The sequence below is a fragment of the Nocardia vaccinii NBRC 15922 genome (genome assembly GCF_001613305.1).
Classification (GTDB): Bacteria; Actinomycetota; Actinomycetes; order Mycobacteriales; family Mycobacteriaceae; genus Nocardia; species Nocardia vaccinii.
On sequence record NZ_BDCC01000012.1, the window covers coordinates 164,249 to 181,934 of the forward strand.

Genomic DNA, 17,686 nt, shown 5'->3' on the forward strand with positions numbered 1-17,686 from the left:
CACCCGCACCGCTGCGGCTCGGTCGTGGCGACCTGCCCGGCTAAGCTCGTTACGTGCCCGGAAAACGAGATATCGCCACCCGACGTGAGCTCGTCGACCCCGCCGTGCCGCCGGTATCCGAGGGCTCCCCGTACACCGAGCCCGGGTCCGGTTCCGGCGGGAGTGTCGCCCCGGTGCTGTCCTCGGTCGCGCAGGACTATCTCAAGGTGATCTGGACCACGCAGGAGTGGTCACAGGAGAAGGTGACGACCAAACTGCTGGCCGAACGCATCGGCGTCTCGGCGTCCACAGTGTCCGAGGCGGTGCGCAAACTCGCCGATCAGGGCCTGGTCGAACATGCTCGCTACGGGGCGATCACGTTGACCGAAGAGGGCCGCCGTGCGGCCGTCACGATGGTGCGCCGCCATCGGCTCATCGAGACGTTCCTGGTCAACGAGCTCGGCTACGGCTGGGACGAGGTGCACGACGAGGCCGAGGTGCTCGAGCACGCGGTCTCCGAGACGCTGATGGAACGCATCGACACCAAACTCGGTCATCCGGACCGCGATCCGCACGGCGATCCGATTCCCTCGGTGGACGGTGCGGTGCCCACTCCCCCCGCGCGGCAGCTCAGTGATTTCCAGGCCGGTGAAAACGGCCGGGTGGCACGGATTTCCGATTTCGACCCGGCGATGCTGCGGTATTTCGATTCGGTGGGCATCGCGCTGGATACGCCGATCACGGTGGTGGAGCGGCGAGATTTCGCGGGCACCATCGCGATACGGATCGGCGAGCAGATCGTGGATCTGGGAAGTCCGGCCGCGGAAGCCATCTGGCTCACGCTCTGAACGCCTCGCGGGAAACGAAGGCGGCGGCCCGGACGACATGCCGGATATGACTCGTCGAACCGTCGCGGTATTGCTCGGTCCGGCCGCAAGCCTGGTCTTTGCGGGCACGGCAGCGGCCGGGACCACGATTCCCGCTCCCCCGCCGACGTTGCACTGCCATACACCCTGGCAGTTCCCGCACGAGCAGAACGGGCGTTGGACCTGCGTCGGCGGGCACGGGCCGGTGGCGCCGCGGGGGCGGCATCACTGATGCGAATCACGGTGCGGCGTCAGCGAACCGACGACGGCCCTCGCCGCCGCCGACGCCCGAAAGCGGCTCAGATGCTCATCGAGCGACCGGCGGCGGTCGTATCCGAGACAGTGCCAGGTAGGCCCGTAGGCAGCCACCGGTCACCATCAGGTATTCGGTGCTGCGGCCGCTGTGGATCTGCCATATCTTCATCGGAGTCGACAATCCGGCGCGCAAGACTGCGCCCGCACCGAAAGGGTGACCGTATGCCTACGCCCGACCGTGAAGTCAGCTTGTTCCCGGAATGGCTGGATCGCATCCAGACCCGGTACATGAATCCGGTGATACGGCCGCTGGCCCCGTATCTTCCGTGGTTCGCCGTCGTCGAACATCGGGGGCGCAAGTCCGGCCGGGCGTATTCGACGCCGGTCAACGCCTTCCGCTTCGACGGCAGCCTGTGCGTTGGCCTGGGGCACGGCCGCACCGACTGGGTGAAGAACGTGCTCGCCGCCGGCGAGGCCGAGGTGCGGATCCTCGGGCGCCGGCGGCGGATCGTCAATCCCCGCGTCGTGGATCGCGAGGAAGCCGGACCCGGGCTGCCACTGGCCGCGCGCCTCGCCGGGGCCCGGGTCAAGCTGTTCCTCGCCGATATCGCCACGGACTGACCGGCCTGTCGGCGAGCCGGCATCCCCGCCAGGGACCACACCGGCAGCGATATTCGCCCGGCACACCGCCGAGCCGCCGTGATCGCGACGGCTCGGCGGCCGAAACCGGTTGTCGCGTCAGGGAATCAGGCTCACCGCGCGCTCGGCGATCGCCGTGCCGACCTCCGTGGTGGTGCTGGTTCCGCCCAGGTCGGGGGTGCGGACCGCGCCCTCGGCCAGCACATCGCAGACCGCGCGGTCGATGGCGGCCGCGGCCGCGCGCTCGCCCAGATGATCGAGCATCATCGCGGCGGCGAGGATCTGGGCGACCGGGTTGGCTATGCCCTGCCCCGCGATATCGGGTGCGCTGCCGTGCACGGCCTCGAACATCGAGGGCGTATCGCGCTGGGGGTTGATATTGCCCGACGGCGCCAGGCCCAACCCTCCGGTGACAGCCGCGGCGAGGTCGGAGAGGATGTCGCCGAACAGGTTCGAGCCGACGATGACGTCCAGCCGGTCCGGATGCAGCACGATCTCCGCGGCCAGCGCGTCGACATGCATCTGTCGCGTCTGCACGGCGGGGTATTCGGTCGCGATGCGTTCGAAGACGCTGTCCCAGTACGGCATCGAGTGGATCAGGCCGTTGGACTTGGTCGCCGAGCACAGCCGCCCGCCGCGCTGGGCGGCCTGCTCGAAGGCGTATCGGATGATCCGCTCACAGCCCGCGCGGGTGAACACCGATTCCTGCAGGACGAACTCCTCCGGACGGCCCGGATTGTGGATGCCGCCTATCTCGGAGTACTCGCCCTCGGAGTTCTCCCGGACGATGAGGATGTCCAGATCCGCCGCGGTGCGGTCGCGCAGCGCCGATTCGGTGCCCGGCAGCAGACGCACCGGACGCAGATTCACGTACTGCCCGAACGCGCGGCGCAGCGGAATCAGCAGACCCCACAGGGAGATATGATCCGGCACCCCCGGAAAGCCCACCGCGCCGAGCAGAATCGCGTTGAACCCGGCGAGCCGGACCGGGCCGTCCGGCGGCATCATCGATCCGGTGCGCGAATAGTTCTCGCACGACCAGTCGAATTCGGTCCATTCGATACCGGGCAGTACCGCGTCCACGACGCGCACCGCCTCGGCGGTCACGTCGACCCCGATGCCGTCGCCGGGAATGGTCGCGATTCGGTAGGTACTCAACGAATCTCCCTCACAGTGTCTGATGTATTCCGGCGCCCGCGTCGCGACGCTCAGAGCTTCACGCCGATGTACTTGGTCTCCAGGAACTCGTCGATTCCGGTAAACCCGCCCTCGCGGCCCAGGCCCGACTCCTTCACCCCGCCGAACGGGGCCGCGGGGTTGGAGATCACGCCCTGATTCAGTCCTACCAGACCGGTTTCCAGCGCCTCGCTCACACGCAGGCCGCGGCGCAGGCTCTCGGTGTAGACGTAGCCGATCAGGCCGTAGGGGGTGTCGTTGGCGCGTTCGACCGCCTCGGCCTCGGTATCGAAGGCGGTCAGAGCCGCTACGGGACCGAAGATTTCGGTGTGGCACATCGCGGCGTCGTCCGGCACACCGGTGAGAACCGTTGCGGGATAGAAGTTTCCGGGACGGCCGTCGGCTTCGCCGCCGAGCAGAACGGTCGCGCCGCGCTGTTTCGCATCGGCCACCAGATCGGTGACCTTCGTCACCGCGTCGGCGTCGATGAGGGGGCCGACCACCGCGTCCGGCTCGGTGCCGCGACCCATCGGCAGCGCGGCCATCCGCTCGGTCAGGCGGCGGGCGAAATCATCGATGACGTTGCGCTGCACCAGAATTCGATTCGCAGCGGTGCACGTCTGGCCGATATTGCGCATCTTGGCCGCGAGCAGGCCCTCCACGGCCTCGTCCAGATCGGCGTCCTCGAACACCACGAACGGCGCGTTGCCGCCGAGTTCCATCGAGGTGCGCATCACCGTGCGAGCGCATTGTTCGAGCAGGATCTTGCCGACGGCGGTGGATCCGGTGAAAGAGAGTTTCCGGGAGCGCTCGTCCATGATCATCGGTGTCATCAGTGCGGCCGGATCGGAGGTGGTCACGACGTTCACCACACCCGCGGGCAGTCCGGCGCGAACGAGGATGTCGGCCAGGGCCAGCATGGACAGCGGGGTCTGCTCGGCGGGTTTGACCACGCAGGTGCAGCCCGCGGCCAGGGCCGGGCCGATCTTGCGGGTGCCCATGGCGAGCGGGAAATTCCACGGCGTGATGAGCAGGCTCGGGCCGACCGGCTGGCGGGTGACCAGGAAGCGCGAACCGCCGCCGGGCGCGGGCATGTAGCCGCCGTCCAGGCGGACCGCCTCCTCGGCGAACCAGCGGAAGAACTCTGCGGCATAAGAGATTTCGCCCCGCGCCTCGGCCAGCGGCTTGCCCATCTCCAGGGTCATGATCAGGGCGAGACGATCGGTCTCCTCGAGCAGCAGGCGGTAGGCGCGCATGAGCAGATCGCTGCGCTCGCGCGCAGGGGTGCGCGCCCAATCGGCCTGCGCGCCCGCGGCGGCCGCGAGGGCGTCCAGACCGTCGTCGGGTGAGGCGTCGGCCACCTCACACAGCACCTGCCCGGTCGCCGGATCCTCGACCGGCAGCCGCGCGGCGGTCCGGCGCCAGCCGCCCCCGATGAACAGTCCCGTCGGGACGCTCTCGATCGCCAGGCGTTCGGCCTCGTTCACGTCTTCGCTGGTGTGCGTCACTGCCTGCTCCTCAATCCCCGCAGACCATTGCTGCGGCCCTGCCCGCCATGATATTCATATTGTCAACAATCCTACAACAGACAATCCGACCCGACTTTCCGAGGCGGCTACCTATGTCCGAGCTTTCCCCCCTCCTCAAACAAGCCACTCCCGTCACGGTCGACCACGGCGAGGGGTGTTACCTGTACGGCACCGACGGCCGCCGGTATCTGGACTTCACCGCTGGTATCGGGGTCACCAGTACCGGCCACTGCCATCCGCGGGTCGTCGAGGCCGCCCGCGCGCAGGTCGGCAGCCTCATCCACGGTCAGTACACCACCGTCATGCATCGCCCGCTGCTCGAACTCACCGAGAAGCTGGGCGCGGTGCTGCCCGAGGGACTGAACTCGCTGTTCTTCGCCAATTCCGGCAGTGAGGCGATCGAGGCCGCGCTGCGTCTGGTCCGGCAGGCCACCGGCCGGCCGAATGTCATCGTGTTCCACGGCGGTTTCCACGGCCGCACCGTCGCCGCGGCGACCATGACGACCTCCGGCACCCGGTTCTCGGCCGGATTCAGCCCGCTGATGGGCGGGGTGCACGTCGCACCGTTCCCCACCGCGTACCGATACGGCTGGTCCGAGGAGCAGGCGACGGAATTCGCACTGCGCGAACTGGATTACCTGTTCGCGACGCTGAGCTCCCCGGCGGAGACCGCGGCGTTCATCGTGGAGCCGGTGCTCGGCGAGGGCGGCTACATCCCGGGCAACACCGCGTTCTTCCAGGGTTTGCGCGAGCGCGCCGACCGGCACGGCATCCTGCTGGTGTTCGACGAGATCCAGACCGGATTCGGGCGCACCGGAAAGTTCTTCGGGCATCAGCACTTCGACGTGCGGCCCGATGTGATCACCATCGCCAAGGGACTGGCCAGCGGTTTCCCGCTCTCGGGTATCGCCGCGTCGGAGGAGTTGATGGCCAAGGCGTGGCCCGGTTCGCAGGGCGGCACCTACGGCGGTAACGCGGTCGCCTGCGCTGCGGCCGTCGCGACGCTCGAGGTCATCGAATCCGAAGGGCTGGTCGAGAACGCCGCGGTGCGCGGACGTCAACTGGTCGAGGGCGTCCGCAAATCCGCCACCGCCGCGGTCGGCGACGTCCGCGGTCTGGGCCTGCTGGTGGGATCCGAATTCACCACGGCCGCAGGGGAACCCGACACCGCCACCGCGAGCGCGGCGCAGCGCCTGGCCGCGCAGAAGGGCCTGCTGCTGCTGACCTGCGGCGCGCACAGCAATGTCGTGCGGATGATTCCGCCGCTGGTGGTGTCCGAGAGCCAGATCGACGATGCCCTGGCCCTGTGGTCCGACGTCCTCGACGAACTCTAGGAGCCGCTATGGCGCGCTATCTGACCATCACCCTGACCAAGTCCGGAATCTCCTGCCGTGCAAGGCTTCTCGATGACGAAGCCCCGCTCACGTGTGCCGCGGTATGGGATGCCCTCCCACAGGAGGGCGACGCGTTCCACGCCAAATACGCCCGCAACGAGGTCTACACCCTCGTCCCCCGCATCACCGCCGCACCGCACCGCGAAAACCCCACCATCACACCGATTCCCGGCGACGTCTGCCTCTTCGACTTCGAACCCTGGGAAATCGGCAACCCCGCCTACGGCTACGAACCGGGCTCCGAAGCCCACCACGCCCAGGGCGCGACCGATCTCGCCCTCTTCTACGGACGCAACAACCTGCTCATCAACGGCGACGTGGGCTGGGTTCCCGGCAACGTCTTCGCGACGATCGAAGAGGGCCTGCCCGCCCTCGCCACCGCATGCAACAACCTGTGGCTGCGCGGCGTCGAAGGGGAAACGCTCGCCTTCGCCCGCGCGCAATAGCGAGGCATCGCCCGATACGCCGGAGCCCGGTCCACCAACCTCGTTGGTGGACCGGGCTCCGGCGTATCGGGTGCGGTGTTGGGTCAGGAAGCGAGCACCGTCTCCGCGAAACGGGCTACCGCCAGGACCAGGTCATCCGAGTGGCGGGGGCCGACGATCTGCAGGCCCACCGGCAACCCGGCGGCGGTCGTGCCCGCGGGGATGGAGATGGCGGGCTGCTGGGTCATGTTGAAGGGGTAGGTGAAACCGGTCCACTGCGGCCAGCTGCTCAAACCGCTGCCCGGGGGGACGTCGTGTCCGGCCTCGAAGGCCGGGATGGGCATGGTGGGTGTGATCAGGACGTCGTGGGCGGTGTGGAACGCGCCCATCACGATGCCGACCTCGGCGGCGATGGCGCGGGCGTCCAGATAATCGACCGCGGAACAGGTCTTGCCGCGATCCCAGACCTCGCCCAGGGCCGGATCGACGCGGTCGCGGGTGCCCTCGGGGAATTTCGAGAGCATCGTCGCCGCCCCCGCGGCCCAGAGCACTTCGAAGGCATCGAGCGGATCGGCGAATCCGGGGTCCGCGGCCACCACGTGCAGGCCCGCCTCGTCCAGCCGGCGCACCGCCGCGTCCACGACCGAGGCGACCTCCGGATCGACGCCGACATAGCCCAGCGTGCCCGAATAGGCGACCGTGCAGCCGCGCACATCGCGGGCGAGCTGGCTGCGGAAGGTCGTCAACGTGGGGGCGAGCGCGGTGGGGTCGCGCGGATCGGGCAGCGACAGGATGTCCATCAGCAGCGCCGCGTCCTCGACGGTGCGGGTCATCGGGCCCGCATGCGCGAGCGGTCCGAACGGGCTCGCCGGATACAGCGGGATGCGCCCGTGCGTCGGCTTGAAGCCGACGATGCCGCAGAACGAGGCGGGGATCCGCACGCTGCCACCGCCGTCGGTGCCGACCGAGATCGGGCCCATCCCGCCCGCGACCGCTGCGGCGCTACCGCCCGACGAACCGCCCGCGGTCTTGGATGGATCCACCGGATTGCGAGTGATACCCGTCAGCGGGCTGTCGGTGACACCCTTCCACGCCAGCTCGGGGGTCGTCGTCTTGCCTACGAACACCAGGCCGTCCTCGCGCAGCCGCGCGGCCACCGGACTGTCCACCGGCCACGGCACATCGGCCTGGATCGAGGTGGAACCGCGAAGAGTCGGCCAGCCCTCGGTCAGGAAGATGTCCTTGATCGAGATCGGCACCCCGTCCAGCAGCCCCTGTACGTGCCCGGAATGCCAGCGCGCCTCGGACTCCTTGGCCTGTACCATCGACCGATCCGGATCGACGAGACAGTACGCGTTGACCGAATCGTTGCGAGCGGCGATCGCGTCCAAGATCGCGCGGGTCGCTTCCACCGGCGATAACGCACCCGCCGAATATGCCGTGACCAGCTCGACCGCCGTCATGGCGGCAGGCTCGGTGGGAATATCGATATCGGGGTGGGCCATAGCTGACTCCCTTCAGGCGGGCACGTAACCCAGCCTCTTGTCGACCACGTTGTCCAGCGGCCGGCCATCGATCCACTTCCGGAAGTTGGCGGCGAACGCCGCGACGATCTCGCGACGCCATCCGACGAAATCACCGGAATTGTGTGGCGTGAGGTGAACATTCGGCAGATCCCACAGCGCATGGCCGGGCGGCAGCGGCTCGGGATCGACGACATCGAGCGCCGCACCGGCCAGAGCACCGGCCCGCAGTGCGGCGACGAGGTCGTCTGTCACTACTGATTCCCCACGACCCACGTTGATGAAACGGGCATGTGGTTTGAAAGCCGAAAAAGCTCGCGCGTCGAACATGTCCCGGGTCTGCGCGGTCAGCGGCGCGACGGCGACGACATAATCCGCTGCGGGAAGTTCGGCGTGCAGATCGGTGCCGACGGTGCCGAAATCGGGATCGTCGGTGCGCGGGCGACGCCCCAGCCCCCGCACGCGCATACCCGCCGCACGCAGCAGCCGCGCGATCGCCCGGCCGATCGATCCGGTACCGACGATCAGCACCGACGCACCCGCGATTCGTTCGGATTCGCGATGACGCCACTGGTGATCGCGCTGCAGGCGCTGCGACTCCGGCAGGTCCTTGGCAAAGGAGAGTATCTGCGCGAGAACGTATTCGGCGATGGGCGTATCGAAGACGCCGCGGGTGTTGGTGACGGTGACATCGCTGGCGACGAGCTCGTCGAACAACACCGAGTCGACACCGGTCGCGCCGACGTGCAACCATGACAAGCGGTCCGCCGCGGGCCACGCGCCGGGCAGCGCCGTGGTCAGGAAGTCGTAGACGAACAGTGCGTCGGCACCGCGCAAGGCCTCGGCCAACCCGTCCGCAGCCGTGTAGCGAACCTCGGCCCGCTCTTCGACCGGTCGCATCAGCTGCGCATCGGGCCGAGTGCCATCGTGCAGAACGGTGACTATGGGGCCCTCTTTCACATTGACAGACTAAAAACGCATCGTATGATTGTCAACAATCCGATCGTGTGCGGAGGAATACCAGGCTGGACGCGAGAGGGGCCCTCGTGGAACTGAATTTGCCCGAATTCGACGGGCCGGTTGCCCAGCGGGGCATTGGCATCATCGCGCCGTTCGATCTCGCGCTGGAGCGGGAACTATGGCGCTGGGCGCCGCTCGAGGTGAGCCTGCACCTCGCGCGCACCCCGTACGAACCTGTGCCGGTTTCGGTCGAAATGGCCGAATTGGTCTCCGACGCAGTGCATCTCACCTCGGCCACCCGCAACGTGCTACATGTGGATCCCGAGGTGATCGCCTATCTGTGCACCTCGGGCAGTTTCATCAAGGGGCTGGAGTACGAGCGGTCCCTGGTCGAGGCGATCTGCCGTGCCGGCGCCGCCGACGCGGTGACCACGTCGGGGGCGCTGGTGGAGGCGATCACCAAACTCGAGATCAGCCGCCTGTCGGTGATCACCCCCTACGACGAGATCCTCACCCACAAACTGCACGACTTCCTCGATGAAGCCGGCTGTGAGGTCATCCGCTCGGACCATCTCGGCCTGGGCGGCGGCATCTGGAAGGTCAGCTACCGCACCATCGCCGAGCGCATCATCAACGCCGACGATCCGCAGGCGCAGGCGATCTTCGTGAGCTGTACCAACCTGCCCACCTACGACCTGATCGAACCGCTCGAACAGGCCCTGGGCAAACCCGTGCTCACTGCGAACCAGCTCACCATGTGGGCATGCCTGGGCCGGATGAAACTGCCGATGATGGGGCCCGGCAAATGGCTCCAGAACGTGTTCTGACCGAAGGAGACCCATGACACCGACGATCGGCTTCATCTACCCGGACCACGCCGCCGAGGACGACTACCCCCGCGCCGCGGCGGTGCTGGGCGTGGACCTGCGCGTCGTCCACATCTACGGCACCGATCTGCACGCGGTGCCCGAACTGCTCGATCTGGGCAGCCCGGCCCGGCTGCGCGAGGGTGCGGCGCTGCTGGCCGAGTACGAGCCGAGCGCGGTGGTGTGGGCGTGCACCTCTGGCAGTTTCGTCTACGGACCCGAGGGGGCGCGCGAGCAGGTTCGCGGGCTCGCCGAGGCCGCCGCGGCGCCCGCGTCGAGCACCAGCTTCGCCTTCGTGAACGCAGCGAGGGCGATCGGGGTGACGCGGGTCGCGGTATGCGCGAGCTATCCGGACGACGTCGCCCGGCTGTTCGTGGAATTCCTCGCCGCCGAGGGGATCGAGGTGCTGTCGATGTCCAGCGCGGGCATCGACACCGCCGCGGAGGTCGGCACGCTGACCCCCGATCAGGTCATCGAACTGGCGGTGGCCAACGATCACACCGAAGCACAGGCGCTGTTGATTCCCGACACCGCCATGCACACCCTGGAAGTACTGCCGAAGCTCGAGGCGACCCTGGGCAAACCGGTTCTCACAGCCAATCAGGTAACAATCTGGGAGGGGCTGCGCCTGGCCGGATATGCTCCCGACACCGCACCGTCGCCCGGTGCCCCGTCCAGCTCCGTCATCGAACCAGTCGGGCCGGAAAAGCAGGGACTGGGAAAGCTATTGTCCGAAAGGCTGATTCATGTCGGTGATTGAATTCGAGCCGGTGAATCGGCAGTCCACCGCCGAGATGATCGCCGACCGGCTGCGCGACGCCATCATGCACGGCGCCCTCGGCCCCGGCGCACAGCTGGTCGAGGCCGATCTCGCCGCGCAGTTCGACGTCTCGCGCGGTCCCGTCCGAGAAGCCATGCAGCGCTTGGTATCCGAGGGTCTGCTGCACAGCATCCGGCACCGGGGCATCTTCGTCATCGAGCTGACTCCCGAGGACGTGGTCGATGTCTACCGGGCGCGCACCGCCATCGAGGGCGGCGCGCTGGAACTGATCCTGGACGGACGTCGCGCGATCGCCTACGAGGCCCTCGGACCCAGCGTCGCCGACATGCTGACCTGCGCCGAACGCGGTGACGCCGTCGGCGTCTCAGCCGCCGACCAGGCATTCCACGAGGCGCTCGTGGACAGCGCCGCCAGTGCCCGCCTCACCCGCGCCGCGCGCACCCTGCTGATCGAGACCCGCATGTGCCTGGGCGCCCTGCAAACGGCCTACCCGGACATCCGTGATCAGGCCCGCGAACACGTCGAGTTGCGCGAGGCGATCGGCCACGGCTCCCCCGCCCACGCCCGCACCCTCCTGATCCACCACATGCACGACGCGGTCGACCGCTTACGCCCCCTGCACCAGCCCGAGCCGGAAGCCCAGCCGGACGTGAGCTGAAAGTCATTGCGCCACAAAGCCCGGACTCCGTTCACGCGGTTCCGCACGAAGTCCGCCGCAGGCCGGCCTTACGAGGCGCGCAGCACCCTGGGCAACGGCCATCGGTATCGTCGCGTCCCGTGCCGACCAGGGGGCTGCGGCGGACCGGGCCGGACTGGCATATCCCTGCGGCTCAGTCGATCAGGCCGCGCGGGCGGACCACGAGGACCGGTGCGGAGCGTTTGCCCTTCTCTTCCAGGAGAGCGATCGCTCGGCCGTCCTCGGTGAGAGCGGCGTGGACGCCGCGTTGGCCGATCGGGTCGAGCCAGCGGCCGTCGCGCAGGGACTCGGCCTGTTCGGGGGTGACGGTGCGGTGCGGGAAGGCCAGGCGCGCTGCGGAATCGATGTCGAGATCGAGGGTCGGGTCCTCGGCCAGCGATTCCAGGGTGCGGGCGTGGTCCAGGGTGAACGGGCCGACTCGGGTGCGGCGCAGGGCGGTGAGATGACCTCCGACGCCGAGGCTTTCACCCAGATCTCGGGCCAGGGCGCGGATGTAGGTACCCGAGGAACATTCCACCTCGACGTCCAGGTCCACGAATGTGGCTGTGCCGGTGTCGATATCGCGGCGGGCGAGCAGATCGAAACGAGAGACGGTGACCGGGCGCGCGGCGAGTTGCACCTCTTCTCCCGCGCGGGCGCGGGCGTAGGCGCGTTCACCGTTGACCTTGATCGCACTGACCGTCGCCGGGATCTGTTCGATATCGCCGGTCAATCGCGCTGCGCCGGAGGCGATATCGGCGTCGGTGAGATGAGCGGCCGGCGTGGTGGCCAGGATCTCGCCCTCGGCGTCGTCGGTGACCGTGGACTGTCCCAACCGGATCGTCGCGGAATATGCCTTGGTGGTCAGGCTGAGCAGACCGAGCATCTTCGTGGCGCGCTCGACGCCCAGGACCAGCACGCCGGTCGCCATCGGGTCCAGCGTTCCGGCGTGGCCGATCTTGCGGGTGCGCAGGATCTTTCGGCACCGGGACACCACATCGTGGCTGGTCATACCGCCTGCTTTATCCACGATCAGCAGGCCGCCGAGGACATCCACCAGCGCGGGTTCGCGGCCCATCAGCCCACCACGATCGCGGTCAGGATCAGCCCCTCGCCGATCTGCCAGCGCCCGTCGAAGGACAGCAGCGGTGCGCCGCCATCGGTGGTCTGCCCGGGAACCAGCAGCTCGCTGCGGAAACCGCCGGAGGTGCCGTCGTCATCGATGGTAAAGGTGATGTGCGCGTCCTCGAATCCCAACCAGCGCAACGTCAGCGGGAACCACGCCTTGTAGGTGGCCTCCTTCGCGCAGAACAGCAGCCGGTCCATGTGCAGGCCCGTCGCCGGAAGCGCGCCCGCGAGCCAGGCGCGCTCCGCGGGCAGGCTCACCGATTCCAGCACACCCTCGGGCAGCGGACCGTGCGGCTCGGCATCGATCCCGATCGACCGCCAGCGCAACCGATGTGCCAGCGCCGCGGCCCGGTACCCATCGCAATGGGTGAGACTGCCGACGACACCGCGCGGGAACAGCGGCATTCCCCGCTCCCCCTTGCCGATCGCCACCTGCGGCTCACCCAGCTGCGCCAGCGCCTGCCGCGCGCAATACCGCGCGCCGATGAAATCCCGCCGACGCTTCTCCACCGATTTGGCGATCAGATGTTCCTCGCCCGGATGCACCCGCAGATCTTCGGGATACCGAACCAGTTCCGATGTGGCCACACCGCTGGGCAGAATTCTGCCGAGTATGCGTGCGGGCTCTGCTCGTTCGGTATGTGCACCGGTCCCATCGTGGTCGGACACGCTGCCTGCCGCGCGCATCTCGCTCGCCGACTCCTCGATGACCGCCTCCTGAATCGATGTTCAACCTGCTCCACGAGCCTAGCCGAGGGCTCGGATGCGTTGTCCGGGCAGCTATCGGGGAAGGCGGGACTGCCGGATGACTCAGGCGAGGCCGCGGCGACGTTCTGCCATCTGACGCATCTTCTCGGCGGCCTCGGCCATTTCCGGGGTGACCTTGAAATGGCCGCCCCACTGATTCAGGTCGTCGGGACCGTAGTGCGGCGCAGGCAGGATCTGACGCAGGAGTTTGTCGGGCAGACCGCGACGTTTCCATTCCCGCGGATAACCGAGCGAGACCTCCTCGAAGCGGACGCCGTCGTAGTGCGTGGTGCGCGGAATGTGCAGGTGACCGTAGACCGAACAGACCACGTTGTACCGCGTGTGCCAATCGGCGGTGAGTTCGGTGCCGCACCACAGCGCGAATTCCGGATAGAACAGCATCCGAGTGGGCTCGCGATTCAGCGGGAAATGGTTGATCAACACGACCGGGGTGCCGGGCTCGAGATCGTCGAGGCGGCGGCGGGTGTACTTCACCCGGGCCTCACACCACGCGTCGCGAGTGATGTACGGGTCCGGGAAGAGCAGGAATTCGTCGGTCGCGACGACGTTGCGGTCCCGGGCGATGCGCAGCGCATCGGTCGCGGTGTACGCGCCCTCGGGCATCCAGGAATAGTCGTAGAGCACGAACATCGGCGCGAGCGTCACCGGGCCACCGAACTCCTGCGACCCCTCGCCCTCCCATACCGGGAAGGGATCCTCCGGAGTGAGTACGTCCAGGTCGCGGCACAGCGACACCAGATAGTCGTAACGCGCCGCGCCGCGCATCTGCACCGGGTCCTTGGCCGTGGTCCACAATTCGTGGTTCCCGGGCACCCAGATCACCTTGGCGAACCGCTCTCGCAGAATGCTCAGCGCCCAGCGGATATCGTCACTGCGCTCCCCGACGTCCCCGGCGACGATCAGCCAGTCCTCGGGCGAGTCGGCGCGGATCGCCTCGACCACGGGCTTGTTGCCCTGATGCCCGACATGGATATCGCTCACCGCCATCAACTTCGGAACCACCCGGCACAACCTCTCTGCTCGCCCGCGTCCCCTGCGTAACCGCGGCCATCCCTGTCCACATTCCCATGCCTCCGGCTCCGCGGACCAACCGCGCTACGCCGGCAGTTCCGCACCTACCCGCGCCCAGCGGCCCGAAACCGCCCGGATACCGACCGCGACCAGGCGCGCGACGATGAAACCGCTCAGCCCCGCCCAGATTCCGGCGATCCCCCAGTGGAAGACCAACGACAGCCAGATCATCGGCAGGAATCCGAGCAGCCCGGCGAGCATCGTAGTGTTGCGCAGATAGGCCGCATCGCCCGCGCCGAGCAGCACGCCGTCCAGGGCGAAGACCACCCCGGCCACCGGAATCAGGGGGACGAAGAACCACCAGATGACGTGGACGCGATCGAGGACCTGCGCGTCACCGGTGAACAACTCCGGCACCAGGACGCTGCCCGCCGCGAAGATCACCGCGAGCACGACGGCGAACAGCGTCGACCAGGCAGTGATCCGCCGTGCGAGCCGCTGCGCACCGGCCGCCTGCCCGGCGCCCAGCGCCGCGCCCACCAGCGTCTGCGCCGCGATCGCGAGCGAATCGAGCGTCAGGCCGAGGAAGTTCCACAGCTGCAACACCAGCTGATGGGCGGCCACCGAGGGCGCGCCGAACCGGGAGGCCACCGCGCCCGCGGAGACGAAACACGCCTGAAAGGCGAAGCTGCGCATGATCAGATCCCGGCCCAGCCGCAACTGATCGCGCATCACGTCCGGCTGCGGAGCCAGCGGAACACCTTGCCGCACAAGCGAACCCAAGAACAGCCCACCCGACACCAGCTGCCCGGCCAGATTCGCCGTCGCCGATCCGGCCAGCCCCATACGCGGCGCGCCCAGCAGACCGTGCACCAGCGTCGGGCAGAGAACGGCCGAAGTCACCAGTCCCGCGATCACGTACACCAGCGGACGACGTATCCGCTGCACACCGCGCATCCATCCGTTACCGGCGTTGGCCAGCAGAATCATCGGCACCCCGCAGCAGGCGATCCGCACCCAGGTCACGGCCGCGTCAGCGATATCGGCCCGGCCCGCGACCGCATGGGTGATCGGTCCCGCGAACGCCTGCAGCGCCACGATGATGGCCGCCCCGATCCCGATCGCCAGCCAACTTGCCTGCACACCCTCCGCCACGGCCCCGCGGGTGTCCCCCGCGCCGTGCCGCCGGGCCGCCCGCGCGGTGGTGCCGTAACTGAGAAATGTCAGCTGAGTGCTGACCAGCCCCAGGATCAAGCCGCCGACCGCGAGCCCGGCCAGCGCCAGCGCACCCAGCCGCCCGACCACCGCCATATCGAACAGCAGATAGATCGGTTCGGCCACCAGCACGCCCAGCGTCGGAATCGCGATCCGCAGAATCCGGCCGGGGCCGGCCGCGGTCGGTGCGGCGGCCTGCGGCGTCACTTCGTCGCGCACCATGTCACCGGGCACCGCGGCCACCCGTCCCACACCGAGAGCGTCCATACGCACCGCCGGACAGCACCCCTCCGATCGAGTCCACCACAACCCTTCCCGATCGCCCGACAAAGCCGACACCACGATCGCACAGGGGTCCGACAGGTCGCCTACCGGGCACGATCCGGATACATCCCTTCGCCACATCACGCAGCCGATCGCGGTCGGCGCGAAGCAGCACCGACGATTACGGCGGATGCGCCGCTCGACCGTCGAGGGCCCACCGACGCCCGTCACGACGACTCGGTTCACCCACACAGTTACGGCAACCGCGGGCTAACCGACGGTGTCGAGAGCGGTCAGCAATGCCGCGACCAGGTTTTCGGGGGTTCCGGTAGTCGTGTAGCCCGCCGCATAGCGGTGTCCGCCGCCCCCCAGAAGTGCCGCGACGCAAGCCACATCGACGCCGTCGTCCGCGCCGATTCCCGACGCGCGAGAGCGCAGCGAGACCGTCCAGAGTTCGTCGGTGGTGCGAGATTCCTTGAATACCACCGCGATCGCGGCTTCGGCAGTCGTGCGGATGACATCGATGACGCTCTCGACCTCCTCCGAGCGCACCCCTTCCATATCGGCTCGGCGTACGAAGACGTACACCAGGCCGGCGCCACCGGCCGCGGCCGGCTCGATCCGCGCGGTACCCAGAACCCGCGAAAGCATGCCGAGCCAGCCGAACGGATGCGTGTCCATCAGCGTCCGGGTGATGCCCGCACCGTCGATTCCGGTCGCCAGCAATCTTTCGGCCAGCTTGTGCGTGCCCGGGCCCGCCCACTTGAACGAACCGGTGTCGGTGACCAGCCCCGCGAACAGGCAGAAGGCGATGTCGTGATCGATCGGCTCACCCCAGGCATCAAGGATGCGGGCCAGCAGCGCGGTGGTCGACTCCGCGGTCGGGTCCACCACGTTCACCGAGCCGAAAAAAGTGTTGGAACGATGATGGTCGAGTACCAAAGTCGTTGTCGCACCGTCGATCCGGTTCGCCAGGGCACCGAGCCGACCGGCACTGCCGCAGTCCACGGCGACCAGCACGTCCACGTCTGCGGGCACCTGCTCCGGCGGCACCAGATGTTCGGTCCCCGGCAGCGAACGCATCGAGATCGGTAACTCGGCCGGCGCGGCGAACGAGACCCGCACGGGTGTCCCGCGCCGGTGCAGCACCTGCGCGAGAGCCAGTCCGCTGCCGATGGTGTCGGCGTCGGGCTGAACGTGACACAGCACGGTCACCGACCGCGCCGTATCCAGAACCTGCACGGCCGCAGCGAGATCGGCCGCCGGCGTTACTGCTGTCATGGTCTCGACCACGTTTCCTCTGGCGATGGGGCGGCCCTCGATGCGATCACACCGAGCGCCGCGCCGCGTACTGGAACGGCTTTCCCACCGCGGCGACCACGAAACCGTGATCAGCCTTCCTCGTCCGGTTCGGTCTTGTACGGATCGGCGTCCCCGGCGTGCTTCGCGTTCGCCGCGACCTGGGCCACCCGCTCGTCGACCGCGCGGGCGCGGGCCAGCAGTTCCTCCATCTCCCGCGCCGCATCCGGCACGGTGTCCAGCACGAAGGCCAGCGAGGGGGTGAACTTGATCCCTGTCGCCGCGCCGACCTTGGACCGCAGTACGCCCTTCGCCTTGTCCAGCCCCGCGGCCGCGGCCGCGTAGTCGGGCTCGGACTGCAGATTCTGGCCGAGCACGGTGTAGTAGACCGTCGCTTCGCGTAGATCACCGGTAACTTTGGCATCGGTGATCGTCACGAAGCTCAGTCGCGGATCCTTGATCTCGTATTCGATCGCCGTACCCACGATCGAGACGATCCGCTTCGCGAGTCGGCGTGCCCTGGCTTGATCCACCATGGCGTCCTCCTGAAGTATCCACTAGCGGCGGACACGATGCCGCCGGTCAGTCCTCTGGCCCGAAGATTCTGCGGCGTACTGCCAGCAACTCTATCTCCGGGCGGGCCGCAACGTGGCGTTCGCACTTGTCCAGCACCTGGGTGAGATGGCCCATCTCGGAGCTGACCAGGGCGACGCCCAGTAGCGTGCGGCGATGTCTGTCGTGCTCTCCGCCCTCGGCCGCGCACACGCCGAAACGCTGCAACTCGGCCACGATCGGGCGGATCACGGAACGCTTCTGCTTCAGCGAATGAACGTCGCCGAGCAAGATGTCGAACTCGAGCGCTCCGACGAACAAGGGCTCACCTCATCTGTTTTTCAGCGGTACCGACCCGACCGCACCGCCGCCGTTCCCGC

At 68.0% G+C, this 17,686-nt stretch carries 19 protein-coding genes; 8 read left to right on the forward strand and 11 right to left on the reverse strand.

Annotation, left to right across the window (positions count from 1 at the left end; all coding sequences use genetic code 11):
• Positions 1–173: 173 nt before the first annotated feature.
• The 3 genes from NV1_RS09350 to NV1_RS09355 all read left to right on the forward strand — a co-directional run bounded on the left by NV1_RS09350 (position 174) and on the right by NV1_RS09355 (position 1,721).
• Positions 174–827 (forward strand): metal-dependent transcriptional regulator, encoded by a 654-nt coding sequence (locus tag NV1_RS09350; protein WP_067888818.1) that lies wholly within the window; start codon positions 174–176, stop codon positions 825–827.
• Between the two features lie 46 nt (positions 828–873).
• Positions 874–1,077 (forward strand): hypothetical protein, encoded by a 204-nt coding sequence (locus tag NV1_RS43370; RefSeq protein ID WP_157116718.1) that lies wholly within the window; start codon positions 874–876, stop codon positions 1,075–1,077.
• A gap of 245 nt (positions 1,078–1,322) precedes the next feature.
• Positions 1,323–1,721: a nitroreductase family deazaflavin-dependent oxidoreductase gene (locus tag NV1_RS09355; RefSeq protein ID WP_067887996.1), complete on the forward strand. Its 399-nt coding sequence runs from the start codon at positions 1,323–1,325 to the stop codon at positions 1,719–1,721.
• Between the two features lie 117 nt (positions 1,722–1,838).
• On the opposite strand, the gene NV1_RS09360 is transcribed toward NV1_RS09355, so the two are convergent.
• Entirely contained in the window at positions 1,839–2,897 is a 1,059-nt protein-coding gene (locus NV1_RS09360; RefSeq protein WP_067888000.1) for a tartrate dehydrogenase, read from the reverse strand.
• Positions 2,898–2,947: 50 nt separating this feature from the next.
• A complete protein-coding gene (locus NV1_RS09365) occupies positions 2,948–4,384 on the reverse strand; it encodes an NAD-dependent succinate-semialdehyde dehydrogenase (protein ID WP_218026948.1) in 1,437 nt (478 codons plus the stop codon).
• A gap of 152 nt (positions 4,385–4,536) precedes the next feature.
• Between NV1_RS09365 and NV1_RS09370 the strand changes: the two genes are divergently transcribed.
• Entirely contained in the window at positions 4,537–5,778 is a 1,242-nt protein-coding gene (locus NV1_RS09370; RefSeq protein ID WP_067888003.1) for an aspartate aminotransferase family protein, read from the forward strand.
• Between the two features lie 8 nt (positions 5,779–5,786).
• The gene (locus NV1_RS09375) at positions 5,787–6,284 is read left to right on the forward strand and encodes a DUF3830 family protein (protein WP_067888006.1); all 498 of its coding nucleotides are present in this window, start codon (positions 5,787–5,789) and stop codon (positions 6,282–6,284) included.
• An 83-nt stretch (positions 6,285–6,367) separates the two neighbouring features.
• On the opposite strand, the gene NV1_RS09380 is transcribed toward NV1_RS09375, so the two are convergent.
• Both NV1_RS09380 and NV1_RS09385 read right to left on the reverse strand, forming a co-directional pair.
• On the reverse strand, positions 6,368–7,753 hold the full coding sequence (locus NV1_RS09380; protein WP_218026949.1) for an amidase: 1,386 nt from the start codon (positions 7,751–7,753) through the stop codon (positions 6,368–6,370).
• A gap of 27 nt (positions 7,754–7,780) precedes the next feature.
• Positions 7,781–8,746, reverse strand: coding sequence for a D-2-hydroxyacid dehydrogenase (locus NV1_RS09385; protein WP_157116720.1), 966 nt, complete (start codon positions 8,744–8,746; stop codon positions 7,781–7,783).
• A gap of 86 nt (positions 8,747–8,832) precedes the next feature.
• Here NV1_RS09385 and NV1_RS09390 point away from each other — a divergent pair, with 86 nt between their 5' ends.
• The 3 genes from NV1_RS09390 to NV1_RS09400 are packed head-to-tail and all read left to right on the forward strand — an operon-like array spanning position 8,833 to position 11,051.
• Positions 8,833–9,573, forward strand: a complete 741-nt coding sequence (locus NV1_RS09390) for a maleate cis-trans isomerase family protein (RefSeq protein WP_067888012.1) — start codon at positions 8,833–8,835, stop codon at positions 9,571–9,573.
• 13 nt (positions 9,574–9,586) lie between these two features.
• On the forward strand, positions 9,587–10,372 hold the full coding sequence (locus NV1_RS09395; RefSeq protein ID WP_169813305.1) for a maleate cis-trans isomerase family protein: 786 nt from the start codon (positions 9,587–9,589) through the stop codon (positions 10,370–10,372).
• The gene (locus tag NV1_RS09400; protein WP_067888827.1) at positions 10,359–11,051 is read left to right on the forward strand and encodes a GntR family transcriptional regulator; all 693 of its coding nucleotides are present in this window, start codon (positions 10,359–10,361) and stop codon (positions 11,049–11,051) included. The genes NV1_RS09395 and NV1_RS09400 overlap by 14 nt, the downstream gene beginning before the upstream one ends.
• 172 nt (positions 11,052–11,223) lie before the next feature.
• Here the strand turns inward: NV1_RS09400 and truB are convergent, their stop codons facing one another.
• From truB to NV1_RS09435, 7 genes are all read right to left on the reverse strand, one after another.
• A complete protein-coding gene (gene truB, locus NV1_RS09405) occupies positions 11,224–12,147 on the reverse strand; it encodes a tRNA pseudouridine(55) synthase TruB (RefSeq protein ID WP_067888014.1) in 924 nt (307 codons plus the stop codon).
• Positions 12,147–12,812, reverse strand: coding sequence for a 4'-phosphopantetheinyl transferase Npt (gene npt / locus NV1_RS09410; protein ID WP_067888830.1), 666 nt, complete (start codon positions 12,810–12,812; stop codon positions 12,147–12,149). Before npt ends, truB begins: the two co-directional genes overlap by 1 nt.
• Before the next feature lie 195 nt (positions 12,813–13,007).
• The gene (locus NV1_RS09415) at positions 13,008–13,967 is read right to left on the reverse strand and encodes a metallophosphoesterase family protein (RefSeq protein ID WP_157116722.1); all 960 of its coding nucleotides are present in this window, start codon (positions 13,965–13,967) and stop codon (positions 13,008–13,010) included.
• A gap of 93 nt (positions 13,968–14,060) precedes the next feature.
• Complete coding sequence (locus tag NV1_RS09420; protein ID WP_067888833.1) at positions 14,061–15,413, reverse strand: MATE family efflux transporter; 1,353 nt, start codon at positions 15,411–15,413, stop codon at positions 14,061–14,063.
• 312 nt (positions 15,414–15,725) lie between these two features.
• On the reverse strand, positions 15,726–16,736 hold the full coding sequence (locus NV1_RS09425) for a DHH family phosphoesterase (RefSeq protein WP_067888835.1): 1,011 nt from the start codon (positions 16,734–16,736) through the stop codon (positions 15,726–15,728).
• Positions 16,737–16,846: 110 nt separating this feature from the next.
• Entirely contained in the window at positions 16,847–17,290 is a 444-nt protein-coding gene (gene rbfA, locus NV1_RS09430; protein ID WP_067888019.1) for a 30S ribosome-binding factor RbfA, read from the reverse strand.
• A gap of 46 nt (positions 17,291–17,336) precedes the next feature.
• On the reverse strand, positions 17,337–17,627 hold the full coding sequence (locus NV1_RS09435; protein WP_067888022.1) for a DUF503 domain-containing protein: 291 nt from the start codon (positions 17,625–17,627) through the stop codon (positions 17,337–17,339).
• Positions 17,628–17,686: the final 59 nt, after the last annotated feature.

What these genes read in the sequence shown, in the direction of transcription:
- NV1_RS09425 (WP_067888835.1), bottom strand. Translation starts at nt 16,736, where the DNA reads ATGACAGCAGTAACGCCGGCGGCCGATCTCGCTGCGGCCGTGCAGGTT.
- NV1_RS43370 (WP_157116718.1), top strand. Translation starts at nt 874, where the DNA reads ATGACTCGTCGAACCGTCGCGGTATTGCTCGGTCCGGCCGCAAGCCTG.
- NV1_RS09395 (WP_169813305.1), top strand. Translation starts at nt 9,587, where the DNA reads ATGACACCGACGATCGGCTTCATCTACCCGGACCACGCCGCCGAGGAC.
- NV1_RS09420 (WP_067888833.1), bottom strand. Translation starts at nt 15,413, where the DNA reads ATGGTGCGCGACGAAGTGACGCCGCAGGCCGCCGCACCGACCGCGGCC.
- truB (WP_067888014.1), bottom strand. Translation starts at nt 12,147, where the DNA reads ATGGGCCGCGAACCCGCGCTGGTGGATGTCCTCGGCGGCCTGCTGATC.
- NV1_RS09370 (WP_067888003.1), top strand. Translation starts at nt 4,537, where the DNA reads ATGTCCGAGCTTTCCCCCCTCCTCAAACAAGCCACTCCCGTCACGGTC.
- rbfA (WP_067888019.1), bottom strand. Translation starts at nt 17,290, where the DNA reads ATGGTGGATCAAGCCAGGGCACGCCGACTCGCGAAGCGGATCGTCTCG.
- NV1_RS09375 (WP_067888006.1), top strand. Translation starts at nt 5,787, where the DNA reads ATGGCGCGCTATCTGACCATCACCCTGACCAAGTCCGGAATCTCCTGC.
- NV1_RS09400 (WP_067888827.1), top strand. Translation starts at nt 10,359, where the DNA reads ATGTCGGTGATTGAATTCGAGCCGGTGAATCGGCAGTCCACCGCCGAG.
- NV1_RS09355 (WP_067887996.1), top strand. Translation starts at nt 1,323, where the DNA reads ATGCCTACGCCCGACCGTGAAGTCAGCTTGTTCCCGGAATGGCTGGAT.